The organism is Nonomuraea sp. CX421, assembly GCF_059358955.1.
Genome location: NZ_JCADBK010000013.1, coordinates 79,158 through 105,312, shown reverse-complemented (window position 1 = coordinate 105,312; position 26,155 = coordinate 79,158). Strand labels below are relative to the sequence as shown.

Annotated in this window: 20 protein-coding genes; 6 read left to right on the top strand and 14 right to left on the bottom strand. The window is 67.8% G+C overall.

Annotated features, from left to right (window positions below; genetic code table 11):
• Window positions 1–28: 28 nt before the first annotated feature.
• A complete protein-coding gene (locus AC5L3X_RS23340; protein WP_494859568.1) occupies window positions 29–7,873 on the bottom strand; it encodes an RHS repeat-associated core domain-containing protein in 7,845 nt (2,614 codons plus the stop codon).
• A gap of 520 nt (window positions 7,874–8,393) precedes the next feature.
• Here AC5L3X_RS23340 and AC5L3X_RS23335 point away from each other — a divergent pair.
• Window positions 8,394–10,115 carry an ABC transporter ATP-binding protein gene (locus AC5L3X_RS23335; protein ID WP_494859566.1) on the top strand — a complete coding sequence of 574 codons (1,722 nt, stop codon included), beginning with the start codon at window positions 8,394–8,396 and terminating at the stop codon, window positions 10,113–10,115.
• The gene (locus AC5L3X_RS23330; protein ID WP_494859565.1) at window positions 10,112–11,938 is read left to right on the top strand and encodes an ABC transporter ATP-binding protein; all 1,827 of its coding nucleotides are present in this window, start codon (window positions 10,112–10,114) and stop codon (window positions 11,936–11,938) included. The genes AC5L3X_RS23335 and AC5L3X_RS23330 overlap by 4 nt, the downstream gene beginning before the upstream one ends.
• Window positions 11,939–12,009: 71 nt before the next feature.
• On the opposite strand, the gene AC5L3X_RS23325 is transcribed toward AC5L3X_RS23330, so the two are convergent.
• A complete protein-coding gene (locus AC5L3X_RS23325; protein WP_494859563.1) occupies window positions 12,010–13,590 on the bottom strand; it encodes an NsdA family TPR-like regulatory protein in 1,581 nt (526 codons plus the stop codon).
• 212 nt (window positions 13,591–13,802) lie between these two features.
• On the opposite strand from AC5L3X_RS23325, the gene AC5L3X_RS23320 reads away from it, so the two are divergent.
• Complete coding sequence (locus AC5L3X_RS23320; protein WP_494859561.1) at window positions 13,803–14,318, top strand: ATP-binding protein; 516 nt, start codon at window positions 13,803–13,805, stop codon at window positions 14,316–14,318.
• A gap of 43 nt (window positions 14,319–14,361) precedes the next feature.
• Here AC5L3X_RS23320 and AC5L3X_RS23315 read toward each other — a convergent pair whose 3' ends face one another.
• Complete coding sequence (locus AC5L3X_RS23315) at window positions 14,362–14,880, bottom strand: AAA family ATPase (RefSeq protein WP_494859559.1); 519 nt, start codon at window positions 14,878–14,880, stop codon at window positions 14,362–14,364.
• Window positions 14,881–14,974: 94 nt separating this feature from the next.
• Between AC5L3X_RS23315 and AC5L3X_RS23310 the strand changes: the two genes are divergently transcribed.
• Window positions 14,975–15,397, top strand: a complete 423-nt coding sequence (locus tag AC5L3X_RS23310; RefSeq protein ID WP_494859558.1) for a hypothetical protein — start codon at window positions 14,975–14,977, stop codon at window positions 15,395–15,397.
• 383 nt (window positions 15,398–15,780) lie between these two features.
• Here AC5L3X_RS23310 and AC5L3X_RS23305 read toward each other — a convergent pair whose 3' ends face one another.
• Together AC5L3X_RS23305 and AC5L3X_RS23300 are read right to left on the bottom strand one after the other, a co-directional pair.
• Window positions 15,781–16,251 (bottom strand): hypothetical protein, encoded by a 471-nt coding sequence (locus AC5L3X_RS23305; RefSeq protein WP_494859556.1) that lies wholly within the window; start codon window positions 16,249–16,251, stop codon window positions 15,781–15,783.
• Window positions 16,252–16,305: 54 nt separating this feature from the next.
• The gene (locus AC5L3X_RS23300; RefSeq protein ID WP_494859554.1) at window positions 16,306–16,620 is read right to left on the bottom strand and encodes a hypothetical protein; all 315 of its coding nucleotides are present in this window, start codon (window positions 16,618–16,620) and stop codon (window positions 16,306–16,308) included.
• A 113-nt stretch (window positions 16,621–16,733) separates the two neighbouring features.
• Between AC5L3X_RS23300 and AC5L3X_RS23295 the strand changes: the two genes are divergently transcribed.
• On the top strand, window positions 16,734–17,948 hold the full coding sequence (locus tag AC5L3X_RS23295) for a cysteine desulfurase family protein (protein WP_494859552.1): 1,215 nt from the start codon (window positions 16,734–16,736) through the stop codon (window positions 17,946–17,948).
• Here the strand turns inward: AC5L3X_RS23295 and AC5L3X_RS23290 are convergent.
• Genes AC5L3X_RS23290 through AC5L3X_RS23250 form a run of 9 tightly spaced genes read right to left on the bottom strand, consistent with a single transcriptional unit; the run spans window position 17,945 to window position 25,743 of the window.
• The gene (locus AC5L3X_RS23290) at window positions 17,945–18,271 is read right to left on the bottom strand and encodes a DUF202 domain-containing protein (protein ID WP_494859550.1); all 327 of its coding nucleotides are present in this window, start codon (window positions 18,269–18,271) and stop codon (window positions 17,945–17,947) included. The two genes, AC5L3X_RS23295 and AC5L3X_RS23290, sit on opposite strands and share 4 nt — an antisense overlap.
• 2 nt (window positions 18,272–18,273) lie before the next feature.
• A complete protein-coding gene (locus AC5L3X_RS23285) occupies window positions 18,274–18,600 on the bottom strand; it encodes a YidH family protein (protein ID WP_189126460.1) in 327 nt (108 codons plus the stop codon).
• A 46-nt stretch (window positions 18,601–18,646) separates the two neighbouring features.
• Complete coding sequence (locus AC5L3X_RS23280; RefSeq protein ID WP_494859548.1) at window positions 18,647–19,033, bottom strand: DUF8711 family protein; 387 nt, start codon at window positions 19,031–19,033, stop codon at window positions 18,647–18,649.
• 38 nt (window positions 19,034–19,071) lie between these two features.
• Entirely contained in the window at window positions 19,072–20,358 is a 1,287-nt protein-coding gene (locus tag AC5L3X_RS23275; protein ID WP_494859546.1) for an ABC transporter substrate-binding protein, read from the bottom strand.
• Between the two features lie 13 nt (window positions 20,359–20,371).
• A complete protein-coding gene (locus tag AC5L3X_RS23270) occupies window positions 20,372–21,514 on the bottom strand; it encodes a branched-chain amino acid ABC transporter permease (RefSeq protein ID WP_225263135.1) in 1,143 nt (380 codons plus the stop codon).
• On the bottom strand, window positions 21,511–22,398 hold the full coding sequence (locus AC5L3X_RS23265; protein WP_494859544.1) for a branched-chain amino acid ABC transporter permease: 888 nt from the start codon (window positions 22,396–22,398) through the stop codon (window positions 21,511–21,513). The genes AC5L3X_RS23270 and AC5L3X_RS23265 overlap by 4 nt, the downstream gene beginning before the upstream one ends.
• A complete protein-coding gene (locus AC5L3X_RS23260; protein WP_494859542.1) occupies window positions 22,395–24,221 on the bottom strand; it encodes an AMP-dependent synthetase/ligase in 1,827 nt (608 codons plus the stop codon). The genes AC5L3X_RS23265 and AC5L3X_RS23260 overlap by 4 nt, the downstream gene beginning before the upstream one ends.
• Window positions 24,218–24,994 carry an ABC transporter ATP-binding protein gene (locus AC5L3X_RS23255; protein WP_189126465.1) on the bottom strand — a complete coding sequence of 259 codons (777 nt, stop codon included), beginning with the start codon at window positions 24,992–24,994 and terminating at the stop codon, window positions 24,218–24,220. Before AC5L3X_RS23255 ends, AC5L3X_RS23260 begins: the two co-directional genes overlap by 4 nt.
• Window positions 24,982–25,743 carry an ABC transporter ATP-binding protein gene (locus tag AC5L3X_RS23250; protein WP_189126466.1) on the bottom strand — a complete coding sequence of 254 codons (762 nt, stop codon included), beginning with the start codon at window positions 25,741–25,743 and terminating at the stop codon, window positions 24,982–24,984. Before AC5L3X_RS23250 ends, AC5L3X_RS23255 begins: the two co-directional genes overlap by 13 nt.
• Before the next feature lie 122 nt (window positions 25,744–25,865).
• Between AC5L3X_RS23250 and AC5L3X_RS23245 the strand changes: the two genes are divergently transcribed.
• Window positions 25,866–26,123, top strand: coding sequence for a ubiquitin carboxyl-terminal hydrolase 14 (locus AC5L3X_RS23245; protein WP_189126467.1), 258 nt, complete (start codon window positions 25,866–25,868; stop codon window positions 26,121–26,123).
• Window positions 26,124–26,155: the final 32 nt, after the last annotated feature.

Genomic DNA, 26,155 nt, shown 5'->3' with positions numbered 1-26,155 from the left:
CTTATACCTCTTTGTTTATGCTGCCGGACTACCAACGTAGGTCAGATGGAACCTGCGGCGGGTTAATCCGAGTGCGACACCTGTCACAGAACTCTGCCTCTTTCATTGAGTCGGGATAAAACGGGTGCCCATATCGAAGATTCTCGGGCAGCGACCCCCGGCTGACAAGCTCATCCCGACCGACATCCTCGGCGCAATGCGTTGATTCTCCTTTTTCCGACCGTTTCTTTCCGACTGCCACCGCTCCCGTGACACAGTCGACCACCCCAACCATCATGACGTGTTTTCTGCGTTGCGTATTCGACATAGCCTCACGGGCTTCGTCTCTCGCCCTGTCAGCGGCCGCAAAGCATTCCTCATCGTTAAGAGGATTGTCATTGTGAACGAGGACGGCGTGATCGCCTGCTAGCACATGGTAGGTGTGGTGTTCGTCGATGGTCAGGTTGTGGACGCGTTGGGTCGCGGTCCACTTCTGGACGGCAGTGATCTGGACGTACGTGCCGGCTGAGGTCTGCAGCCACATGCCGGGCTTCAACTGGTCGGCATGCACCCACAGGCGGAGGGCGGGCACCCAGAACGGGTGGTTGTCGGTCGCGGTGATCGACCCGGTCGCATCACCGCGGTCACCGTCGGTGTCGATCGTGAGCTTGACGAGGCGTTTTGTGCCTTGACCGGCGATCAGAGCGGTAACCGGTCGAGGGTCGGTGCGGCCGGTCGTCGGGTCGGTCGCGAGGACCTCGTCACCGATCTTCACCTCTTCGATCGGCTTACTCGTGCCGTCGGCCATAAGGACCTTGGTGCCGGGAACGAAGCTGTTGGGGGCCGGATCGCAGGTGAAGATGGGCACTACGGGGTCGCCGTCGAACGAGCCTGTATCTGTGTCGTCGGGGTCGACTGCCGCTACACCGTCTGAGCAGGTCCCTGTGCCATATCTAGAATCATCACAGTGGATGATCGGATAGTCATCCGGGTCGACCCCATAGTCATAAAAATTCATTACCTGTGAGTCGTCAATGAAGATTTGGTCTGGGTGTGCACAGGGCTGCCCCGGTCCGCACAGTCCATCTGTCCCTTCGCATACCCATGGGGGGCAAGGAGGATTACACGGGCTTTTGCATGGGCCATGAGTCGGCCCCGGTTTGATGTCCGATTTCTTAGGGCCGCAATTGGTCTTGCATTTCACTGTCGGTTTAGGGCCGCAGTTGGTCTTGCATTTCACTGTCGGTTTAGGGCCGCAGTTGGTCTTGCATTTCACTGTCGGTTTAGGGCCGCAATTGGTCTTGCATTTCGTTGGCGGCTTGAGGCCGCAATTGGTCTTGCATCTCTCCTTATAGGATGACGGCTTCTTGGCATCAGGCTTCTTGGGTTCGCGTCGGTCGTCCCCATACGGGCTGGTCCGGCGTTTGGTCGAAGGTGCACTGCTCGAGTTCGCCGCTTTTGCCACTTGCCCGGCTTTTGCCGCTGTCTGGGCACCGCGCACCGCTGCTGTTACTGCTGCTGTACCGGATGAGGCAGGAAGCACTCCCACCCCACTGCCTCCGTTCCCGCCGCGGGAGGCGGTCATGGTCCCACCCGAAGAGACGCCTCCGTCCTTTTCGGGCATGTGGCCCGTGGGGTCCATGCCGGTCAATGGGCCGCCGCCTGCGTAGGTGTAGCGGTTGGCTTGGATGGAGGGGTTTGGTGTGAGCGTCCAGGTGTCTCGGGAGGTGAATGTGCCGGTGCCGGGTTGGTACCAGCGGGCGTGCATGTTGACGGTGCCGGTGTCGGGGTCGGTGTATTCACCCTGGTAGCCGAGAGTGGGTTTGGTGCCGGTTTGGGCGAGGACTTCGCCGTAGGGGTTGTAGGCGGTCGAGTTGGACAGGGCGGTACCGGAGAAGCTGCCGATCACGTCACCGTGGAGATCGGTGAGGGCGCCGAGGGCAGGGCCTGCGCCTTCCTGGAGGCTGAGCAGTCCGCCGAAGGGGTCTCGACCGTACTTGGTTTGAATGGTCCCGGCCTGGTCGGTGATGGCGACGATGTCGTTGTCCAGCCCGGCGTACACGAAGTGCTGTTGGGTGCCGCCGCTCTTGTGGCGGGTGGCCATGCGATCGAAGGCATCGTAGGTGTAGACGGCGTCGCCGTCGTTGAGGAGCCGGTCGAAGGCGTCGAAGGTCAGGTGTTTGGTGTTGCCGTTCTTGGTCTCGGTCGCCAGGGTGCCGCGCGGGGTGTAGGTGTAGTCGGTGCCGTCGCCGGAGGTGAGACGGTTGCGCTGGTCATAGGTATAGGTCTTGTCACCGGCTTTGGTGCGGTTGCCGGCGTCGTCCCACTCATAGGCGGTGGTGGTGCCGTCGGGGCCGGTCCAGGAAGTCAGGCGGCCGGCGTGGTCGTAGCCGTAGGTGTTGTTGCCGGCTCCGGCCAGGCCCTCGGTGTTCTTGCTGGTGAGGTTGTCGTCCTTGTCCCACCCGTAGGTGATCTTGGAGAGCTGGCCGCCGCTGCTGTTCTTCAGCGTGTGCGTCTGGATGCGGTCCAGGGCGTCGTAGGTGTAGACCTGGGTGTTGACCGGGTTGGCCGAGGTGATGGTCTGGAGCCGGTCGGCGCCGTCGTAGGCGTAGGTGTTGGTACGGCCGCTGACCGGGTCGGTGACTGTCTTGAGCCGGTCGTCGGCGTCCCAGGTGTAGGTGGTGGTGCCGGTGACGTCCACGCGCTGGGTCGGGTTGCCGACCGCGTCGTAGGCGAAGGTGGCGGCGGTCCCGGACGGCGGAATGAGTTTGGTGAGCAGGCCGCGGTCGTCGTACTCCAGAGTCTGGTCGCTCACGGTGGTGGGCCGGTCGGCCAGGTCGTAGCCGTAGGTCTTGTCGGCGGTGACGATGCCCTCTCCGGAGGCGCTGACGCGGGTCAGCCGGTTGAGATTGTCGTACTGCTTGTCGTGGCGGACCCCGCCGGGCTGGAGGAGCGCGGTCTCGTTGCCGTTGGCGTCGTAGACGTGTGTCCAGGTGCGGTCGGCCACGTTCGGGTGGGCGGTGGTGGCCGGCTCGGTGAGCGTTTCGATCAGGCCGAGCGTGTTGTAGCCGGTCCAGGTGGCATTGCCACGTCCGTCGGTGAGCCGGGTGCGGGCGCCGGCGGCGTCGTAGCCGAAGCTGGTGGTGATCGACTTGCTGCCCGAGACCGGCTCGACCAGTTCGGTGAGCAGATTGGTGGCGTCGTAGCTGTAGCGGGTGATCCGGCCTTCGCCAGAGGTGGAGCGGGTCATGTTGCCCGCCGCGTCATAGCCCAGGCCAACGGTGCGTAACGTCGCGCCGGCGTCGTTCAGGCTCTTCACCTCGGTGATGCGGCCGGCCAGGTCGTAGTCACCGACCATGGCGTTGCCGAGCGCGTTGACGGCCTTGGCCGGTCGGCCTGCCAGGTCGTAGGTGTAGGTGGTGGTGTCGCGTGCCGCGTCGATGAGAGTTTCGACCTCGCCGACGGCGTTGGGCGTGTAGTCGGTGGTCTTGTCGCCGGGCCGGACCATCTTGGTGAGGAAGCCGGCGTCGTTGTAGGTCAGCCTGGTGACGTGCGCCGCGGTCGTGGGGCGGCGTTCGATCACCGTCTGGGTGATCTGCCGACCGAGATCGTCGTAGGTCGCCTCGAGGCGGGCACCGGTCGGGTCGATGGCCGCCAGTTGCTCCCCGGCCAAGTCATACTCGGCCACCCACTGCCCAGCTGGCTGGCCGGGAGCAGACGGTGGGTTAGTGGCCCGTACTGGATTGCCCAGCGCGTCGTACTCGAAGGTGGTGACTTGGCCGCGCGGGTCAGTGCTGGTGATCAGGCGGCCGGCGGCGTCATAGGCGTAGGCCGTTTCCGGGGTGACGGTGCTGCCGCCGGGCGGGGTGTAGGCCATGGCGGTCAGTGAGGTGCGCCGGCCCATCCGGTCGAATCCGGAAGCGGCCAGACGGCCTTCCTCATCGACGACATGCGTCTGCGAGCCCGCGCTGTTGTAACCGATCCGTATCGTGGGCCGCCCTTGCGTGGCGGTCCCGGCCCTGTCGATCTGCACGCTGGGCGCCTTGATCTCGATCAAGCGGCCGAACGCGTCGTAACGGAGACTGGTGGTGTAGTCGGCCGCGCTGGCGCCGTCGGCGTTACCGCGCGGGTCGATGGCAGCGGTGATCAGGCCGCGGTCGTCGACCTCCCAGCTGGTGACGAGATCTTCGGCGCCGTTCTCCACCGTCTGCCGGGTCATGATGCCGACCGGGTTGTAGACGTAGCTGACGCTTTCTTCGCGGCTGCTGCCCGCCCCGGTGTAGGTCTCCTTGGTGGTCAGGTCGGTGGCGTCGTAGGCGAAGACGGTCTTGCGGTTGAGCTTGGCCGGATCCAGCGTGGCCGAGGTGAGCCGGCCCGCGGCGTCATAGACGTAGTCGCTGGTAGTGACACCACCGCCGGTGACCTGGCGGGTCAGATTGCCAGCCGCATCGTAGGTGTTCGCCTCGGTCACCACGTCCTTGGCCGTGGTCGAGCCGTTCACCTTGACGTCGTCGGCGATCACTTGCGAGAGCAGGTCATCGTTGAAGTAGGTGTAGGAGGTCTTCCGGCCCATCGCGTTCACCCGGGTACCCAGCCGACCGGCCGGGTCGTAGGAGAACGACTCGAGCACGATCTCCGTGGCCGGCTGCGGGTTGACCGGGCTGCCGGTCCAGTTCTTCAGGCTGACCGAGGCCAGTTCACCCCGCTCGGTGTAGCTGTAGCCGAACACCGAGCCGACCTCGTCGGTCACACTCGTCTGCAAGCCGAGCGCGTTCCAACTGGTACGTATTACGCCACCCTCGGCGTCGGTGCGGGTCTCCTCGCGACCCTTCGCATCGTAGGTAAAGGTGGTGGTCCGCTCCGGATCGCCACCGGTCAGATCGGTGACCGTCTCGGTGAGCTCGTTACCGTCCGCGTCATAGGTGTAGGCCGTCTTCGCGGTGTGCGTGACGTTCGTGATCTCGTTCTTCACCCCCGGCGCCGTCGCGGTGGCTAGCCGACCGGCCATGTCGTAGGTGTAGGTGCTCTTCACCCCGCCGGGGTGGGCGTCGGAGACCTCGGCCTGGGAGACAGCACGGCCGAGCACGTCGTACTCGTATTTAGTCACCAGACCGTCTGGATCGCTCTGCTCGGCCAAGTCACCCGCAGCGGTATAGCGGTAGCTCCATGTATTGCCCTGGGGATCGGTCTGTGATGCCGCCAGGCCTGCCGGGGTGCTTCCGCCGCCCACCGCGGCCTCGCTGCCGTCGGTGTAGGTGACCGTGACGGATCGGCCGTTGGGGAAGTCCGTTGTCGCGGGGGTGGTCTGTTTGGTCTGCTCGCCGTAGGAGTTGTACTCCCACACGGTGGCGTAGGTGTTGTCGGTGCTGCTGGCCGAGCGCGCGTCCCGAATCTTGACGACCCGGTCATTACGCGGATCGAACTGATCAGCAGCGTTGAGGTAGTACTCGGCTCGGGCCGTCTGACAGTTTCCTGAGGCGCGGCAGGTCGTGGTGGTCAGGGCGTTGCCGCGTTTGTCGTTGCTCCGTTGGGTCGTGTTGTTGTTCGGGTCGGTGATCTTGTTGAGGAAGCCGCGGGTGTCGTAGGTGTAGCTTGTCTTCTTTCCCAGCTGGTCGGTCTGGGACGTGATCCGGTATCCGCGCCATGCGTCGTAGACGGCCGTGATCGTCGCGTTCTTGGGGTCGGTGACCGTCACCGTGGAGGTGCCGGTGTTGCGGTTGATCACGGGGTCGCTGATCTGCCAGGTGCCGCCATGCTGGTCGGTGTGGGTCTTGAGGCGATCGGTCGTGGGCTCGTAGACGTTCGTCGCCCTGACCCGGCCCGAAGGAAGGGTGACCTGGGTGAGCTTGTGCGGGGCGGCGTTGCGGGCCTGGTAGTGACGGACCACCTCATAGGGCTCGAGCGGCCGGTCGTAGACGGCGAACTCGTCGATCCAGCCGTCCAGACCGCCGATGGTCGACGTCGGCCGGTTGTTCGTGCCGGTGATCGACGCCGTGAGGGTTCCCACCACGGCTCCGTCCACGTACATGGTCTGCACGTTGTCCGCGACGGTCAGCACCACGTGATGCCATGCGCCATCGTTGACCGGCGCCGCGGTGATGATCGGTGTCGCAGTGGACTGATAGGAGCCGCGTAACTTCCCATCGGCTTCGATGCTCAAGACGTTCGTTTTCGTGCCGCCGCTTGAGGCGATCGACATGACCGTGCCACTGGTGCTGGTCTTGAACCACGTCTCCAGCGACGCGTACTTCCCAATCGCCGGGACGATCCCCGAAGGAAGGCTGACGCTCGTGGAGTTGGTGAGTTTCACCGCGCCGTCAGGAGTGCCGGCCAGGGCTCCCGGCTGTGCCCGGACGACCGCGCCGCTGTAGGTGGCGTTTCCTGCCCGCCACCCCAGGTCGATGGCGCCGCCCGTGGCCTCGCCGAGCCGCCAATAATGGTACGGATCCGAATCGAGCACCGAACTGCGATACTGCGAGCCCGGATCATGGCCGTAGATGGTGCACCGCGATTCGGGATCGCACACCTGCTGCAGCACATCGCCGTTGTAGGCGTAGGTCCAGGTCAACGGCGTGCCGTTCACGGCGTCGGTGGACACCGAGGTCACATGGCCGCCGCTCCACTGGAAAGTCAGCGAACGTCCGCCGGGCGAGGTGACCTCGGCGAGTTTCCCACTCGCGTCATACGTCAACTCCTGGCTACGGCCACGCCCGTCCGTGATCTTGAGCAGCCGGCCCGCCCCGTCGAACAGATAGGTGTTCGACGCCTTGTCCATCAGACGCCAGCCGCCCTCCGCCCGCACAGCGAGAGTCGCGTACATGCCCGGTGGCGGCTGGAACGTGCCGTCCTTCTTGTCGGCGAAACGGACCTCACGCCCGTCCGGGAACGTCACCAGCAGAGCCTCGCGCCCATGGATCGTCTCCGGGATGATCCTCATGTCCCAGCGGGTCGACCAGCCCGCGCCGAAAACGCCCGTGCGGCGCGTGTCCATGCTGTTGTAGGAGCGCACCACCGACAACGGCGGCCCCGCCGCCGGAATCTGGGCGTCCGTGGCCGTCGTGGTGTAGTTGCCCGCCTGCTGATGAAACTCCTGGCCGTCCACCCCGGAGGTGGACAACTGTGAAGTGATCGTCGGCTGCCGCACACCGACCGTGAACGTCTGGACCGGCGAATACGCGGACCGGCCGCCGATGGTCGAGGCGTCAGACAGGTCTACGCGCCACCAGTACTGCCGTCCCCATGCGAGTGTGCCCGCAGGGATTTGCCAGTCAGCTGACAACCCCGTGCCCCAGTACTCGTAGGTGATGCAGTTGGACATCGCCGGGTTGTCGCACACCTCGAAGTCAAAGCCGATCACCCCGCCCGACCAGGTACTGCCCACCACATTGAGGATTGGCTGCTCGGTCAACACCAACGCCCCATTCACAGGGGTCATGGACGTGGCAGTGGGAGCCGGCGGCAGTGGGCACGGGCCGATCAGCATCCAACCTGTCTGATCTTCGTGCGGAGGGTAGAAATTGAGATTGGCAGGAATATTCTGAATCGCCTGCCAAATACGCCCACCGGAGTAGACACGCGTCCCATACGCGACGTACACGCTCCGCTGCCAGGGTGATTCATTCCCGCACGGCGGATCAGCGGCGAGCGCGAGCGTTTTGGCCGCCGCATCAACCGGCACGGCCGAAGTATCGCGGACGAGACCCTGCCGCTGCTCTTCCGGCACCGCATTCTTCGGAACCTTGACTTTCGACTTGGGAGTACCCGCGGCAGCGGACGTCGCGGTGACTCCGGTGTCGACCAACGACGGCAGCCCCGCCGCAGTACCCGCCAACTGTTTCGGCGTCTCCGGGGCCGCGTGAACCACACCACCCGTTTCAGCCACGGCCGCCGCCAATGCGGTTCCCCCAGCGACACCCACAAGTCCAGGCATCACGGCCAAAAGCGTAAGAATGACAACAGGTGCCGATCTAAGGAAAAACCGACTCGAAAAAGACGCACGCATACGCCATCACACTCCGAACCACGCAGGGCGCCTAATGACGCCAGACGAAGCTCCACCCCGTCCCGAAAACAAGGTTGCTGACTCACGCAGCTCGGAGCATGTTGCCAAACGGGCAAAGCGTAACTTTTACCTAAAAGGACAACAAGATCCATTGTAGTTAGCCAAAGATCACGGAAGGTGACGTACCGCTCCTATGCCCTACCGTTTTTGGAAACCAGTCGCCCCGGGCGCGCGGCAACCTGTGATCACTGTCCATCACGCCCTCTCGGCGGATGTCACGTCCTGGTCAGGAACGGGTATGCGCCCGTGGCGCTCCGAAAATCGGTTGATCCTCCGTCGTAGCCTGGATGGGATGCCTCCCGATACGAGTTCACCACGTCGTCCCCTGCTGTCCTCCAACTCCCTGTGGCGGATGAGGTCCTACCTCCGCCCCTACGTCGCCAAGCTGGTGTTCATCTGGCTGGCCGCCCTCCTCGGCATCGGCGCGAGCATCGCGCTGCCCCTCGTCGGCAAGGAGGTGATCGACGGCCCCGTGCTCCACGGCGACTCCGGCGCCCTACTCCCCCTCGGCCTCCTGGCGCTCGGTCTGGGCGTCCTGGAGGCGTTCCTGATCTTCATCAGGAGGTGGTCGCAGATCGGGCCGGTGCTCGGCCTGGAGACCCGGATCCGCGACGACCTCTACGAGCACCTGCAGCGGCTGCCGATGGGCTTCCATGGCGAGTGGCAGTCTGGGCAGTTGCTGTCGCGCGCGACGACCGACCTGTCGACGATCCGCCGGTTCCTCGGCTTCGGCATGCTCTTCCTGGTCATGAACATCCTGCAGCTCAGCGTCGTGACCGTGCTGCTGCTGAACATGTACTGGCCGCTCGGACTGCTGGTGGCCGCGTCGGCGGTGCCGATCATCGTGGTGTCGATGCGGTTCGAGAAGCGCTACATCAAGATCTCCCGGCAGGTCCAGGACGAACAGGGCGACCTGGCCACGCTGGTCGAGGAGTCGGCGATCGGGATCAGGACGATCAAGGCGTTCGGCCGCCGGCACCACGTCTACGACCGGTACGACGACGCAGCACTCAAGGTCTACGACACCTCCATGGACAAGGTCCGGCTGTCGGCCCGGTTCTTCACCTTCCTGGAGATGATCCCCAACTTCACGCTCTCGCTGGTGCTGCTGCTCGGCGCGCTGGCGGTCGGCGGCGGGTCGCTGACGCTGGGCACGCTGGTCGCCTTCACCACGCTGATGCTGCAGCTGGTGTGGCCGATCGCCAGCCTCGGCTACATCCTGGCGATGGCTCAGGAGTCGATGACCTCGGCCGACCGGGTCATGGAGGTCATGGACACGGTGCCGGCGATCGCGGGCGGCACGCGGACGGTCGAGCGGCCCCGCGGCCACCTGCGGTTCGAGGGCGTGGAGTTCCGCTTTCCCGGCGCCGAGCGGCCCGTGCTGCACGACGTCTGGCTGGACGTCCGGCCGGGCGAGACGGTCGCCGTCGTGGGCGCCACCGGGTCGGGCAAGACGACCCTGACCTCGCTGGTGCCCCGGCTGATCGACCCCACCGGAGGGCGGGTCACGATCGACGGCCACGACGTGCGCGACCTGACGTTGCCGGCGCTGCGCGAGGTGGTGGCGACGGCGTTCGAGGAGCCGACGCTGTTCTCGATGAGCGTGCGCGAGAACCTCATGCTCGGCCGGCCCGACGCCACCGAGGAGGAGATGGACGCCGCCATCCGCACCGCGCAGGCGATGTTCGTGTACGACCTGCCGTGGGGCCTCGACACCCGGATCGGCGAACAGGGGCTGTCGCTGTCCGGCGGGCAGCGACAGCGGCTGGCGCTGGCCCGCGCCGTGCTGAGCAGACCGCGCATCCTGGTGCTCGACGACACGCTGTCCGCGCTGGACGTGGAGACCGAGGCACTGGTGGAGGAGGCGCTGCGGCACGTGCTGCGCGAGGCCACCGGCATCGTGGTCGCCCACCGCGCCTCGACGGTGCTGCTGGCCGACAAGGTCGCGCTGCTGGCGGGAGGCACGATCACCCACGTCGGGCGGCACCAGGAGCTGCTGAACGACGTGCCCGAATACCGCGAGCTGCTCGCGCAGGACGCCGACCTCGACCCGTCGGAAGGGGCCCTGCGATGACGACGCCCACGGTCACCGACTGGCGCGGGGTGGCCTCCGAGGACCAGGACGAGCTGTCCGAGAAGGTCTCCGTCCTGCTGCGCGACCGGTCGCGGCGGCTGCTCGGCGACCTGCTGACGCCGCACCGCAAGGCGATCGCGCTGCTCACGGCGATCATCGTGGTCTCCAACGCGGCGGGGCTGGCGATCCCCTACCTGGTCAAGGTGGGCATCGACGCGGGCATCCCGCCGATGCTCAAGGGCACCGGCCCCGGGACGCTGATCACGGTGGTCGGCGTGATCGTGGCCGCGGCGGTCACCCAGGCGCTGACCCGGCAGGCGTTCCTCAAGCTGTCGGGCCGCATCGGCCAGAGCATCCTGCTGGAGCTGCGGCGCAGGGTGTTCGAGCACTTCCAGCGGCTGTCGCTGAGCTTCCACGAGAAGTACACCTCCGGCCGGGTCATCTCGCGGCTCACCTCCGACATCGAGGCCATCGCCGAGCTGCTGCAGTCGGGGTTCGACGGCCTGGTCACCGCGGTGCTGACGCTGTTCGGCACGGCGGTGCTGCTCCTGGTCCTGGACGTGCCCCTCGGCCTGGTGGCGCTGATCCCGCTGCCGCTCCTGCTGCTGATCACCACATGGTTCCGCCGGCAGTCGGCCATCGTCTACCGGCGCACCAGGGAGACGGTCGCGCTGGTGATCGTGCACTTCGTGGAGTCGATGACCGGCATCCGCGCGGTGCAGGCGTTCCGCCGCGAGCCGCGCAACCAGGAGATCTTCCGGCAGCTCAACGACGACTACCGCGACGCCAACGCGCGCAGCATGCGGCTGGTCGCGGTGTTCATGCCGGGCATCAAGCTGATCGGCAACGTCACGGTCGCCGGTGTGCTGGTCTACGGCGGCTGGCTGGCGTTGCACGGGGAGATCACGGTTGGCGTGCTCGCCGCGTTCCTGCTCTACCTGCGCCAGTTCTACGAGCCGATGCAGGAGATCAGCCAGTTCTACAACACGCTGCAGTCGGCGGGCGCGGCGCTGGAGAAGCTGTCGGGCGTGCTGGAGGAGGAGCCGGGGGTGCCGGAGCCGCGCGAGCCGGAGGCGCTGACCGGGGCACGCGGCCGGGTGCGGTTCGAGGGGGTGCGGTTCGCCTACGTCGAGGAGATGCCGATCCTGCCGGGGCTCGACCTGACCGTCCCGGCGGGACAGAGCGTGGCGCTGGTCGGGGCGACCGGCGCGGGCAAGACGACGCTGGCCAAGCTCATCTCCCGCTTCTACGACCCGACCGAGGGCCGGGTGCTGCTCGACGGCATCGACCTGCGTCGGCTGGACGAGCTCTCGCTGCGCAGAGCCGTGGTCATGGTCACGCAGGAGAACTTCCTGTTCAGCGGCACGGTGGCCGACAACATCAGGTTCGGCCGGCCGGACGCCACCGACCGGCAGGTGCGCGAGGCGGCCAAAGCGATCGGCGCGCACGAGTTCGTCATGTCACTGCCCGAGGGCTACGACACCGAGGTGGGCCAGCGCGGCGGCCGGATGTCGGCGGGGCAGCGGCAGCTGGTGGCGTTCGCGCGGGCGTTCCTGGCCGATCCGGCGGTGCTGATCCTGGACGAGGCGACGTCGAGCCTGGACGTGCCGAGCGAGCGCCTGGTGCAGCGGGCATTGCGGACGATCCTCGCCGACCGGACGGCGCTCATCATCGCGCACCGGCTCTCGACAGTGGAGATCGCCGACCGGGTACTGGTCATGGAGCGCGGCGAGATCGTCGAGGACGGCCCGCCCGACCGGCTGATCGCCGCCTCGGGCCGCTTCGCGGGGTTGCACCGGGCCTGGCTGGAGAGTCTCAGCTAGGGCCTATGCCGTTTGGTCAGGCGTCATCGCCGGACCAAACGGTGTCATCGCCAGCTGGTATGCGATCCAGCTCAAGCCCTTGCCGACCTCGCCGGAGCGAGGCCACAGGAGCGCAGGGTCTCATCCAGCCGGCGAACGTAGGTGGTGGTCGCCCAGGGCTCCAGCCGAGCTCGCGCCTGGGTGATCTCATCGGCCAGTCGAGCGGAGCTGTGCTCCCTGGTGATGTCGGCCGCCTCGGCCAGCCGGGCGGTGGCCTCGGGGATCTCCTTGATCATGGTCAGGGCGCGGGCGTATCGGGTGAGCACGAGTCCATGACGCCGCTTGAACCTGAGGTCATGTCCGGCCAGAAAACGTTCGGCCGCCGCTATGACAGGTCCGGGTTGGTTCCGCTGGATCAACAAGGTGCTCCTTCTGACTTCCACCTCCGATGGCGAGACCCAGTACAGATAGGCCGGTTCGTCCCCCTTCGGCGCGCTGGCCGACGCGAGGGCGCTGTCATGCGCGCGGGCACTCGCCGGAGTACTGCCCTCGAAGGCGTAGGCGAGTGAGAACAGCGTTTCGTGCAGCGAGGCCAGCAGCTTGCTCGGAGATCGGGCGGCCCAGTTTTGAATGGCGAAGGCATGGTCGAAAACGGCGGCGGTGCGGTGCTGGTCGGCGGCCAGCCTGCCGAGCCAGTAGTGCGCGTAGGCGATCAGCGTCGGATCTCCGAGGTCGTGTGCCGCGCGCAGGCTGTCGCGCAAGGGTTGTTCGGCTGCCGCGTATTCACGCAGGTCGTAGGTCAGGTAGCCGGCCAGTTGGGACAGCTGTGCGTACGTGTCGAGGAGTCGGTCGCGCAGGCTCGGTGCCAGAGACTCGCGTGCCAGGAGCTTGCCGACCGCCGCCCGCTGTCCGTTGACGACCGGCAGCAGTTTTGCCGGGCCGGCCACATCGTCGGCCCGCCGTGCCTGGAGCGCGAGCTTCTCGAAGGTCTGTACGGCGGCCTCGTCCATTCGCCAGGTGTCGCGCAGCACTCCGGCCAGGCGTTCTTCCTCCTCGGGCGTGAGGATGCGCAGCAGACCGAGCGCCTGGCTGCCGCCGAAGACCAGGGCCAGTTCGAAGAGCAGTTCGCGTCGCTTCACGTCGGCCTCCTCGGCGCCGGTGGCGTGCAGCAACCGGACGCACGCTGCGGCGTCCAGGAGCGACGTGTCAGCGGAGTGGATTGCTGCGCTCTCGTCCATGGTGACATGGCTTGGGGCAGCGGGCCGGTTAGTGTCTGAGTGGCGGAAGTCCGCGCGGTCGATCAGCTCATGATCGACTTGCCCGTACGACGCCAGGGTCATGCTGTGCACCAGGTTGCGGGCGCTGGTCTGATAGATCTTGGCCAGGACGGCGAGCAGCGGTGCGGGTGGCCTGCGCCCGGCGTACGGCCAGGACTCGAAGTCGTACAGGCGTGGCACACGAAGCGCGGCCGTGCCCGCCGGGTCGGCGTCGTTGACCATCGCCACCACGTCGGCGGCAGTGCGGCCGTGCGCCAGCCGATACAGCCGCAACGGGCTCACCTCGTGGGTGAGCGCGATCACCTCGGCGATCTGATCCCAGGTGAACCCCTTCTCCCGGAGCCGCTGACTCCACATCCGGGTCTGCTGCAGCACCAGGTAACCTTCGCGGGCCATTCGTACCACCTCCACTACGACATCACGACAACCGAACGTAATGGCACAGTCACGTTCCGTCCAGGTGGAGGCGAGGATGTTGTGGGGGCCTGATCGAAGTCGTTCGGCTCAGCGGGGGTCATTCCGGAAGCGACGGCGGGGATCCACGGTGCCGGTTTTGAGGGGCAACCTTTCAGTCACACATCGATCCGCTTCCCCACGGAGAAATCCCAGTGCCTGACACCGCCGCCGCTCTGATCATCCCCCGGCAACGCGCACAAGCTCAGCCGTGCCACGTCAAACACGAACTCGTCGACGCGATGATCGACCTGCACCCCGGCGGCCTGGTCTGGCGGCGCACCTTCCCAGGCGCCTTCGACCAGGTCCCGGACGCCCGCCACTTCACCCGCTTCCTGCTGGCTGACTCTCCCCGCCAGGACGACGCCGAGCAGATCGTCGCCGAGCTCGCCGCGAACGCCGTCCAGCACAGCAGCAGTGGCCGTCCGCAGGGGACCTTCATCGTCGAGCTGACCCGTACGACCGCCACGATCACCATCGCGGTCTACGACTGCGGTTGGGGTGGCCTCCCCCGCTTCGGCACCCCGTGCCGGACCAACGCCGAGCGCGGCAGGGGCCTGGCCGTCGTCGCCGCGCTCGCGGACCAGGTCGGGTACGAGGGCGACGCCGCGCTCGGGCATCGGGTGTGGGCGAAGATCCACACCTCCCTCACTCTCCGGCCTTCAGCCTGATGAGCAGGTTCAAGCAGTCCATCGCCGGTGATCGCCAGGGGAGTTACCCGGTGATCAGATATTGGTCACCCTTGGGACTGAGATGCCCTTGCCGATGCATGTCGGGAAGATACGAAGGGTTCTTCCGCAGGATCTCGATGGTTTCGTCGCTCAGCGGGCCGACCTTACTTACCGCCTCATCCATCTCCACGATGCGCAGCCATGCGGGATCCATTTCCTCCGCGTCCAGCAACTCGGAGCTCTGCGTGGTCACGATCACCTGAGTGCGGTTGGCCGCCTCCGCCATTTCCGCCAGCAGTCCGGCTACTCGTGCGGGATGGATGGCATATTCCGGCTCCTCGATCGCGAGCAGGGGGATCGCACCGCTGATAGCCTCCGGCTGGTTCAATGCCACCAGCACGCCCATGGCCTGGACTGTTCCCTCTGAGAGCTCGTCGCTCTGGAAAACCTGCACGCGCTGATCCTGCGATTGCACCGCGCCGGAGTTCACCGCATTCCAGTACGGCAAGTGCGGGTCGCCCGTCCAGAACCGAGCCTGGACCGTGGCGTAATCGCCCTGCATGCGGCAGCGACGGGACCAACCAGCGCATCGTCTCGTCGACCCCCTCCTTGAACATCGGATGCTCCTCCGCGAGCACCCCCAGCACCTGTCCTAGGTGTTCGCCTCGCTCACCCAACTGGCGATGAGGCACACGGGTGTTGTCCAGCTCCCTGAGCACGGTCGTGTCCAGCTCGTAGAACCGCATCGCAAGAAGCTTGTCGAGCAGAACGTCATAAGGGGCCAGGCGTCCCACGATGGGCAGAAGCAACGCATCGACACCAAGCTTCGCTCCGGGAATCTGCCCACCATGAACTTCTCGGTGCCCGTCGGCAACGTAATCGACGGCATATTGGGCCTGCTCGTCGCGCCCTGCGAGCGTCAGCTTCTCGTTGATCACCACGAGTGGGTGCCGCCCTGCCGGATCGCGGCCGATCTCTATCTCGTAGGCCGCGCCTCCCTGGCCATCCGGGAAGGACAGGTCGAGCGAGATCGCGAAAGAGTCGGCGGCGTGTTCGCCGGTTTCCTTCCCGCGCCGTAGCACCGACTCCAGCCCACCGCGCTTGGCGATCGCTCGTTCGGGGGACAGCGCCAACGCGTCGCGGACGAGACGGATCGCGTCGAGAACAGTCGACTTCCCGGCCGCGTTGAAACCGGTCAGGATCGTCAGCGGTCCGAAAGCCACATCACATGACTTGATCGACTTATAGTCGCGGGCACGGAGGCGGGTGACGAACGGTTGCGCGGTCGGCTGGATGGAGTTCCTCATGCCACATCAATCCCTCGCCCGCTCGCCGTGGACACATCAAACTCTCCGCTAACCGTAGCGGTGATCAGTGCCTTCCTCCGCTAATCGGCTGGGCACGGCTATGAGTCCCGGCAACAAGCCGGTGACATCGCGAGCCTGATCTACGGGACAGGTCTCTAGTGCGGGTGCGCTCGGACGAAGAGGTTCTCGTACAGCTCGTAGCCGATGAAGGCGAGCACGGGCAGGCCCATCGCCACCAGCAGTCTGCCGGGTAGCGGCGCCCGCGCCGGGAGCCCTGCCCTCGCCACGGGCGTGGCCGCCGTCAGGGGCTCCGGTTCCGGCGCGGGTGCCAGCTCCGGGTGTTGCGCGAGGTAACCGACCGGGAAGGACGTGACGTGGTAGACGCCGCAACCGGGGCAACAGGTGCCTGACCAGGGCGGCTGTACGGGCAGCCCGTTCTGGAGCCAGACCTCGACCTCGTTGCCGTGGTCGTCGGTGACGTGCCTGACCAGGTAGGCCTCTTCCCAGACGTACCAGCAGCGTAGACATTCGAAGAGCCACATCCGCCGAGTGCTGAACCCGTCGCGCACGAGGACCACCCCCCGGTGACCGACCGCCATCCGCACCGAGTGTCCGCCTCTCGTCACGCTACGAAAAGACGTGACTTATGACACCCATCGCTATGAAACGCTCACCTGCTGTCAGGTTAGGTGTCCGGGATGTCGCCTGGGCGCCGGGCTGAGGAGCGGCGTCGCGTCGGGTGTCGGCGGCCCCACCGGCGCGATCAGCTCGGGATGCCACCTGAGATATCCCTCGGGGAACGTGGTGGCCGCCTGGCAGCCGCAGCGCGGGCAGATGGCGCCCTGCGTCGGAGGCGGCACCGCGACGCCCGAGCGCAGCCAGATCTCCCGGTCGTCGCCCCTGCGGCCCTCGCCGCGTCGTACGAGATACTCCTCTTCCCAGACGTACCAGCATCCGCGGCACTCGAAGGGCAGGATTCGGCGCTCTTCTTCCATGAGTTCACCCCCACTTACGAGTGTCCGCCCAGGCCCGTGACCTCGCAAGCCGCGACCACGACCGGCATAGTGGTGGCGGTGCGCATGGCCGAGACCCACCCGGAGAAGACGTGATGAGCCATCCCGCCCTGGCCGACGGACCGATCTACCTGGACTACAACGCCACCACCCCCGTCGACCCGGCGGTGCTGCGGGCGGCGTTGCCCTACCTGACCACCCATTTCGGCAATCCCTCCAGTGGCCACCGCTACGCCCAGGCGCCGGGCGAGGCCGTCGCGCGGGCGCGGGCCCAGCTGGCCGGCCTGCTCGGCGCCCGCCCGGAGGAGATCGTCTTCACCGGCGGCGGTTCGGAGGCCGACACCCTGGCCGTTCGCGGCGCGGCCCTGGCCCTGACCCTGGCTCGCGCGGCCGAGACCGGCAGGCGTCAGGTCATCACGCTGGCCACCGAGCATCCCGCCGTGCTGCGCGCGTGCCGGAGCCTGGAGCGCGACGGCTTCACCGTACGGCTGCTGCCGGTCGACGCCCGCGGCCGGGTCGACCCCGCCGCCCTGAAGGAGGCCCTCGGTCAGGACACGGCGCTGGTGTCGATCGCCTACGGCAACAGCGAGACCGGCACCCTGCAGCCGATCGCCGAGCTGGCCGCCCTGGCCCGTCGCGCCGGGGCGCTGTTCCACACCGACGCCGCCCAGGCGGTGGCCAAGGTGCCCATCGACGTCCGCGAGCTGGGCGTCGATCTGCTGACCGTGGTGGGCCACAAGATGTACGCGCCCAAGGGGGTGGGCGCCCTGTACGTGCGCGACGGTGTCCCGCTCGTCCCGGTCATCGACGGCGGCGGTCAGGAAGGCGGGCGGCGGGCCGGCACGGAGAACGTCGCGTTCATCGCCGCGCTGGGCGCCGCCGCCGAGCTGGCCCGCCAGGACCTGCCCGAAAGCCAGGCACGGCTGTCGGGCCTGCGGGACCTGCTGCACGGTGAGCTGAGGCGGCTGCTGCCCGGCCGGGTCCACCTCAACGGGCACCCCGCCGAACGGCTGCCCGGCACGCTGAACGTCAGCATCGACGGCATCGACGGGCGGGGCCTGCTGGCCGCCGTTCCCGAGATCGCCGCCGCCACCGGCTCGGCCTGCCACGAGGGTGTCCCGGAGCCCTCTCCGGTGCTGCTGGCCATGGGGCTGAGCGCGGAGCGGGCCGGCGGCGCGCTGCGGCTGTCACTGGGCCGCTGGAGTACCGAGGCCGAGATGCGGCGGGCCGCCGAGTTGATCGCCCGCGCAGCCACCGACCGCGAGGCTGACGCTCAGGGACAACATGCCTCTTCAAGAGGGAGCCGTTAGACGGTGATCACGAAGACGACCGCCCCGGCCACGGCGCTCAGCGTGCCAAGCCAGGCGAGCAGCGCGTCCAAGCCGCAGTCGAGCGGCCGGCCGCCGTGCAGCGCCTCCTGGACGCGCCGATACCGTACGCCGGTCCGCAGCAGCAGAAACCCACCGCAGAGCGCGCCCAGCGCGAAGCCCACGGCGGCCAACGGGGCCAGGCCGTGCTGGAGCGACAGCCCGGTGGCGGCGAGCCCGCCGGTGGACAGCATCACGGCGGTGCGCACCCAGGCCAGCCGGGTGCGCTCGCTCTGCAGCCCCGAGTCCCAGATCTCGCCGGACATCGTCAGACCGAGAGCAGGATCAGCACCAGCGCGATCACCGCGACCAGCGCTACGCCGTAGCCGAACACGGCCGCCAGGGCGGGCGGCGGGAGGGGCGCCTGGGCGCGCAGCGCGCGCTGGATGTTGCGCCAGCGTGGATAGGCCATGCCGGCGGCCAGCGCGGAGAGCGTGACCAGCACGACGGCCAGGGCGGTGCGCACCCACGGGACGAACACGTCCTCGGGCACCGCCGCCATGGCCACACCGCCCGCGCTGAGTGCCAGGGCGGTGCTGAGCCAGGTCAGGTAGGTGCGCTCGTTGGCGAGCGTGAAACGGGGATCCGGCTCCATGGTCTCAACGCTAGTTCGTCCCCATTCCCCCTAGAGAAGCCGGGGTTCAGCTGCAGGCTTGGGCGACTTTCTCCAGGTAGGCGGCCGAGTCGGTGCCGACCTTCTGGATCGCGTCGACGGCGTCGTTGACGTCGTTGACGTTGATGCCGGCCAGCGTGCTCGCCAGGTTGTCGCTGGCCTCCTTGAGCGTGGTGTTGGCGGCCTGGTCGGCGACGCCGTTGAGCTTGCCCGCGGCGTCGTCGAGGGCCTTCTCCATGGCCTGCGGGTCGTCCTTGAGCTTGGTGATCTCGGCGCCGAGATCAGCGACGATCTTGGGGGCCTCCAGGCAGGCCTGCGTCTTGTCGATCGTGGAGTTGACCTCAGCGCATCCGGCGGCGAGCACGAACGCGGCGAAGGCGGCGAGGGGCACGAGGCGAGTCTTCAGGGGGCGCATACCGCGACCCTACCCAACCGCCCGTGCCCCGCACGTGGCTAGAGCTTGGCGAAACAGGGGCCGTCGAACGTGTAGTCCTTGGCGGTCGGCCCGACGAAGAAGTCCTTGGCCATGGAGACGCCGGTGGGCACCTGGTCGTCGACCTTGTTGATCAGCGTCTGCCGGAAGGTGGCCGTGTTGGGGTCGTCGGCGAAGTTGCCGGCCTCGGGCGGCAGCATCCCCTCGTAGTCGACGGTCTTGAGCGACTTGACGGCCGCGAGCAGGCCCTTGCGGCTGACGTCGCCACTCGCGACCATCGCGTCCAGCGCCGCCTTCAGCGGGTAGGCCCAGGCCCAGCCCGAGGTGTAGCCGTCGTTGGGGGTGACGCCGGGCAGCGAGTCGCGCATGGCCTGGTGGCCGGGGGTGTCGGCGGCCCACGACTTGCCGGGGGCCGACTGCTCGTACAGGGCCTTCAGCGCGGGGGCGGCGGGTGACTTGAGCAGGGCGGGGTTCCAGGTCGGGCCGGTGCCGATGAAGCGGCCCTTGTATCCGGCGGCGGCGGCCTGGCCGACGATGGTGGCCGCGTCGGCGGGGCCGGTGGTCAGGATGACCAGGTCGGGCTTGTTCTTGGTGATCTCGGTGATCGCGCGGCCCTGCTCGGTGGCGCCCGAGGGCGTCTCCACGGCGGTGAATTCGAGGCCGTTCTTCTCCGCCGCGATCTTCGCTCCGGCCGCCGCGTCGGCTCCGTAGTCGCCGGCCAGGTGCACGGCCATCACGCTCTTCGGTTTGTACGTCTCCATCGCGTAGTCCACCGAGTTCATGGCCTCGACGCAGTAGTTGGCGCCGGTCTCGATGATCACGTCCTCGAACTCCCAGGCCGAGGTCCAGGAGGCGGGGGCCGAGACGACGCTGTTGGCCTTCAGGTCGCCGATGATGGCGGCGGTCGTGGGTGAGCCGAGGGTCTGGGCGAGGCCGAGCACCTGGTCCTTCATCTCGTTGTAGACCTGGCGGTGCACCTCGGGGTTGTACTTGTTGTCGCGGACGAACTTGGTGACGTCCACCTCGTACTTGCCGCCGATGCCGCCCGCCTTGTTGACCCGGGCCCAGAACGCCTTCTGCGCCTCGGTGATCGGCACGGCCAGCGCCGCGAACGGCCCGGCGGTCAGGTCGGAGATGCTGCCGAGATAGATGCACCCTTTTTTGCTGTCGACCGCGGAGGGACAGGGTTCACTGGTGACCCCTGTCGTCTGGGCGCCCTTGCTGCCCTCGTCGTCCCCCCGGATGACGCCGCATGCGGACAGAAGGGTCACTACAGCGGCGGTTATCACCACATAGCGACTCTTCATGAGAAATCCCTCTCTAGTAGGAGAACGGCCACGACTTCCAGTAGTTGCGCGCGCGAATCCAGAGACCGAACAGCCCGCGCGGCTCGAAGACGAGGAACAACACGATCAGCAGGCCGTACAGCACGGTCTCGACCTGGAACACGTTGGGCGTCTGGGTGGTGTCGCCGCTGATGACCGGCACCAGCGCGGGCAGCGCCCTGGTCACCGGCTGCAGCAGCGAGATGAACAGCGCGCCCGCGATCGCTCCCGAGACGGTGGCCACCCCGCCGATCAGCACCATCGCGATGAACTGCACCGACAGCAGCAGGTTGAACGAGCCCGGCTCGACGTACCCGGAGACGCAGTAGAGCAGGCCGCCCGCGCAGCCCGCGTAGAACGACGAGATGCCGAACGCCAGCACCTTGTAGCGGGTCAGCGGCACCCCGATGACCTCGGCGGCGATGTCGCGGTCGCGGATCGCGGCGAAGGCCCGGCCCACGCGCGAACGGGCCAGGTTGCGGGCCGCGACGGCGAAGACGACGAGCAGCGACAGCATCAGCAGGTAGAGGACCTGCTCCTTGGTGCCGAGCGGACCGTCCTGGTCGAGCCGGTAGCCGAACAGCTGCGGGATCGCCGCCTCCCGGCCGACGCCCGGCCCGCCGGTGAGCTCCTTCCACTCCTTGAAGACGTGCTCGCCGAGGAAGACCAGGCCGAGCGTGACGATGGCCAGGTAGAGGCCGCGCAGCCGGGTGGCGAGCGGCGCGACCAGCACCCCGGCCACGGCGGCGACGAGCCCGGCCGCGGGCAGCCAGATCCAGATCTCGGCCAGGCCGTACCCGAGGGTCTCGCCGCCGGGCGGCCCGGACAGCGCGGCGGCGGTGTAGGCGCCGATCGCCACGAAGAACGCGTGCCCGAGCGACACCTGCCCCGCGTAGCCGGTGACGATGTTCAGCCCGATGGCCCCGATGGCCAGCACGTACGCGACGGCCAGCACCTCCAGCGACCGGTCGGCCAGCAGCACGGAGACGGCGAACGCCGCCGCGACCAGCACCCCGGTCCAGATCCGCTTGCCGCGGGTGTCGAGCAACGCCATGTCCTGGGCGTAGGAGGTGTAGAGCAGCGGCCGGCCGCGCACCCGCCTGGACCGGCCGCCCGACACGCCGGGAGGAGCCGTCATACCCGCTCCACCTCCCTGGTGCCGAACAGCCCGTACGGCCTGACCAGCAGCACGACCAGCATCACCACGTACGGCGTGACCACCGCGAAGTTCTGACCCAGCCAGGGCGCGAACTCACCCTGGTAGGACTGGAACAGCGACTCGACCACCCCGATGGCCAGCCCGCCGACGACGGCGCCGCCCAGCGAGTCGAGCCCGCCGACGATGATCGCGGGCAGTGCCTTGAGCGCGATCACCCAGGTCAGCTGCTCGATGCCCTGCCCGGTGCCGACGAACACGCCGGCGATCGCGGCCAGGAACCCGGCCAGCCCCCACGACAGCGCGAACACCATGCCCACCGACACGCCCTGCGCGAGCGCCGTCTCCTGGTCGAACGCCGCCGCCCGCATCGCCAGGCCGTACCTGGTGTAGCGGAAGAACGCGAACAGCAGCGTCACCAGCACGGCCGTCACCAGAAGCATCGCCAGCCAGCGTTGCTGCACCACCAGCGGCCCGAGCGACACCTGCGCGAACCCCCACGGGTCGCCCACCTGGCGCACGTCCCGCCCGATGAAGCCGTTGACCACCACCCGGACGACCACGTCGATGCCGAGCGTGATGATGGCCACGACGAACACCGGCCGCCCCACCATGGGCCTGATCGCGATCCGCTCGATCGCCAGCGCCACCCCGGCGATGAGCAGCGCGGCCAGCAGCACGGCGGCGTAGAAGCCGGTCACCTCGGCCAGATAGCTGACCGCGACCGCCCCGGCCAGCATCAGCGCCGGCTGCGCGAAGCTGATCACCCGGGTCGCCTTGTAGATGATCACGAAGCCGAGCGCGAGCAGCGCGTACACCGAGCCGTTGCCCAGCCCGCGGATCAGCGACTCCAGGAGGCCCGTCACCGGGTGTACATCCCTTCGACCAGGTCCTCGAACAGCTTGGCGATGGCCGCCCGCTTGACCTTCTGGGTGGCGGTCAGCTCGCCGTCCTCGTGGTCGAGCTCCTTGGGCAGGAACGCGAACCGCCTGACCTGCTCGACCCGGGCGAACCGCTCGTTCACCTCGTCGACGATCCCGCGCACCAGCTCGCGCGTCTCGGGCTTGTCCGACAGGTCGCGGTAGGTGGTGTAGGTGATGCCGCGCCGCCGCGCCCACTCCCCCACCGTGTCGGGCTCGATGCCGATCAGCGCGACGAGGTAGGGCCGCTGGTCGCCGACGACGACGGCCTCCTTCAGGTACGGCGACGCCTTGAGCGCGTTCTCGATCTGGCTGGGCGCGACGTTCTTGCCGCCGGCCGTGATCAGGATGTCCTTCATCCGGTCGGTGATCCGGACGTGGCTGCCGTCGACGAACTCGCCCACGTCGCCGGTGTGCAGCCAGCCGTCGGGCTCCAGGACGTCGGCCGTGGCCCGGGGGTTGCCCCAGTAGCCGGCGAAGGTGCCGGGATGTCTGGTCAGGATCTCGCCGGTGAGCTCGTCGATGCGCAGCTCGGTGCCGGGGTGCGGCTCGCCGACCGTGCCCAGCCGTACCCTGCCGGGGCGGTTGGCGGTGGCGACGGCGGTGTTCTCGCTCATGCCGTACACCTCGTGCATGGGGACGCCGATCCCCATGTAGAACTTGAGCACGTCGGGCGCGATGGGCGCGGCGCCCGAGGCGGCGTAGCGGACGCGGCGCATGCCGAGCCGCTCGCGCAGCGCGCGGTAGCAGAACACCCAGCCCAGCCCGTACAGCAGCCGGGTGCGCGTCGTGTGCCGGCCGCCGGTGTGCACCAGCGTGTCACCGATCCGGTCGGCCACCCGCAGCCAGAACCGGGTCGTCGCGCGCTTGACCGGGGTCGCGGCGGCCCGCCTGATGTCGACCTGGGCGAGCACCTTCTCCCAGATGCGCGGCACGCCGAACAGGATCGTCGGCTGCACCTCGCGCAGGTTGGCCTGGACGGTGTCGATCGACTCGGCGAAGTTCACCTGCACGCCGGACGCGGCGTTGAACCAGACGGTGAACGCCCGTTCGGCCACGTGGCAGAGCGGCAGGTAGGAGACCGCCAGGTCGCGGTCCGAGGGCGGCGGCGAGGTGAACCCGCCACCGGTGACCAGAGTCTCCACGGCGAACTCGACGTTGCGCACGGTGAGCATCACGCCCTTGGGGGGCCCGGTGGTGCCGGAGGTGTAGATCAGCGTCATCACGTCGTCGGGCGTGGCCGCGTCCATCCGGGCGGCGACCACGCCGGGATGCCGCGAGCGGTGCCCGGCGCCGAGCTCCAGCAGCTCGGGCCAGGACATCAGCCGGGGGTCGGTGTAGCGCCCCCGGATGCCGCGTGGCTCCAGGTAGACGATGTGCCGTAGTGCGGGGCATTCGTCGAGCACGGCCAGCGCCTTGTCGACCTGCTCCTGGTCCTCGGCCACGAGGATCGTGGCGCCCGAGTCCGCCAGCAGGTAGGCGACCTCGGCGGGCGGGTTGGTCGGATACAGGCCGACCGTGATGCCTCTGACCGCGACCGTGCCGAGGTCGGCGTAGAGCCACTCGGGCCGGTTCTCGGAGTGCACCGCCACCCGGTCGCCCGGCTCTACGCCGAGCGCGAGCAGGGCGTGCGCGACCAGCTCGACCTGCTCCCAGTAGCCGGCCCAGCCGATCTCCTGCCAGATGCCCAGGTCCTTGCGCCGCATCGCGACGGCGGTGGGGGCGGAAAGGGCGCGTTCGCGCACTCTGGTGACGATGGTGACCGTCATGCCGTGCCTCCCAGGTACGCCTCGATGACCTCGGGGTCGTGCTGCACCCGCTCCGGAGTGCCGAGCGCGACGGGCCGGCCGAAGTCGAGCACCAGCACCCGGTCCGCCAAGTCCATGACCAGCCCCATGTCGTGGTCGACGAGCACGATCGGGATGCCCAGCTCGTCGCGGATGTCCAGGACGAACCTGGCCATGTCCTCGGTCTCCTCCAGGTTCATCCCGGCGACCGGCTCGTCGAGCAGCAGCAGCCGGGGCTCCATGGCCAGCGCCCGGCCCAGCTCCACCCGCTTCTGGACTCCGTACGGCAGCAGCCGTACGGGGTGGCGGCGCCAGGCCTCCAGCTCCAGGAAGTCGATGATGTCCTCGACCCGGGCGCGGGCGGCCAGCTCCTCGCGCCTGGCCCGGCCGAGCCACAGCACGGCGGCGGCCGCGCCGTAGCGGAAGTGGTGGTGGCGGCCGAGCATCAGGTTGTCCAGGACGGTCAGGTTGTGGAAGAGCTCGACGTTCTGGAACGTCCTGGCCAGGCCCATCGCGGCGATCTCGTGCGGCCGCCGGGACAGCAGGTCCTCGCCGAGGAAGGCGACCCGGCCGCTGTCCGGCCGGTAGACGCCGGACAGCACGTTGAAGATCGAGGTCTTGCCCGCGCCGTTGGGGCCGATGATCGCGAACAGCTCGGCGGGGCCCACGTCGAAGGTGACGCCGTCGATGGCCCTCACCCCGGCGAAGCTGAGGCGCACGTCCTCGAAGGTCAGCACGGGGGTCACGACAGCCATCGCTTCCTCCGCTTGTAGTGCTTGACCTCGCGGAAGGATCTGACGGCTCCGAGGTAGAACTCCTTGATGTCCTCGTCGGCCAGCAGCTCGGCGGCCGGTTTGTCCATGACTATCTTGCCGGTCTCCATGACGTAGCCGTGGCCGGCGATCGACAGTGCCATCGTGGCGTTCTGCTCGACGAGCAGGACCGTGGTGCCCTGCCGGTTGATCTCCACGATGAGGTCGCGGATCTGCGCCACCAGTGCGGGGGCGAGGCCCAGGCTGGGCTCGTCGAGCAGCAGGTAGCGGGGGCCGGCCATGAGCGCGCGGCCGACGGCCAGCATCTGCTGCTCGCCGCCCGACAGGTAGCCGGACACGCTCCTGCGGCGTTCGCGCAGCAGCGGGAACAGGTCGTAGACCCGCTCCAGGTGCGAAGTGCCCGCCGTGTGGCCGCCGACCCTGAGGTTCTCCTCGACGGTCAGCTCGGCCAGGATGCGCCGGCCCTCCATGACCTGGCTGATGCCTCGCCGTACGATCTGGGCGGGTTTAAGCTGGTGGATGGGCTCGCCTTCGAGCGTGACGGAGCCCTTGGTGATGTCGCCGTCGTGCACGTCGAGCAGGCCCGACAACGCGCGCAGCAGGGTCGTCTTGCCGGCCCCGTTCGCGCCCAGCAGCGCGACGATCGAGCCCGGAGGGACTTTGAGGCTCACGCCGCGCAGCACGAGCATCACGTCGTCATAGACAACCTCGAGATTGCGAACCTCAAGCAAGCCGGCTCCTCGGGATTGTGTCCTACGTCACTCCCCGATGGTCACAATGTCCACCGTTGGAACGTGGTGGAGCAAGAGGTCCGGCCAAATTGGAACACGATTCTGGTTCTAGGATTCGAACCATGACTATCTGTGAGCATCTCGCCCAAGCCGACGACCCGCCGGCGCGGACGCCGGAAGGCTGCGAGGAGTGCCTGGCCACCGGAAGCGGCTGGGTCCACCTGCGTCGTTGCCTGGCGTGCGGCCATGTCGGATGTTGCGACTCGTCACCCAACAAGCACGCCACGCGGCACTTCCAGGGCGTGGGCCACCCGGTGATCGAGTCCTTCGAACCCGGCGAGAACTGGCGGTGGTGCTTCGTCCACGCCCAGATGGCCTGACGCCTCAGGTCACCTGCCCCAGGTCAGCGGCC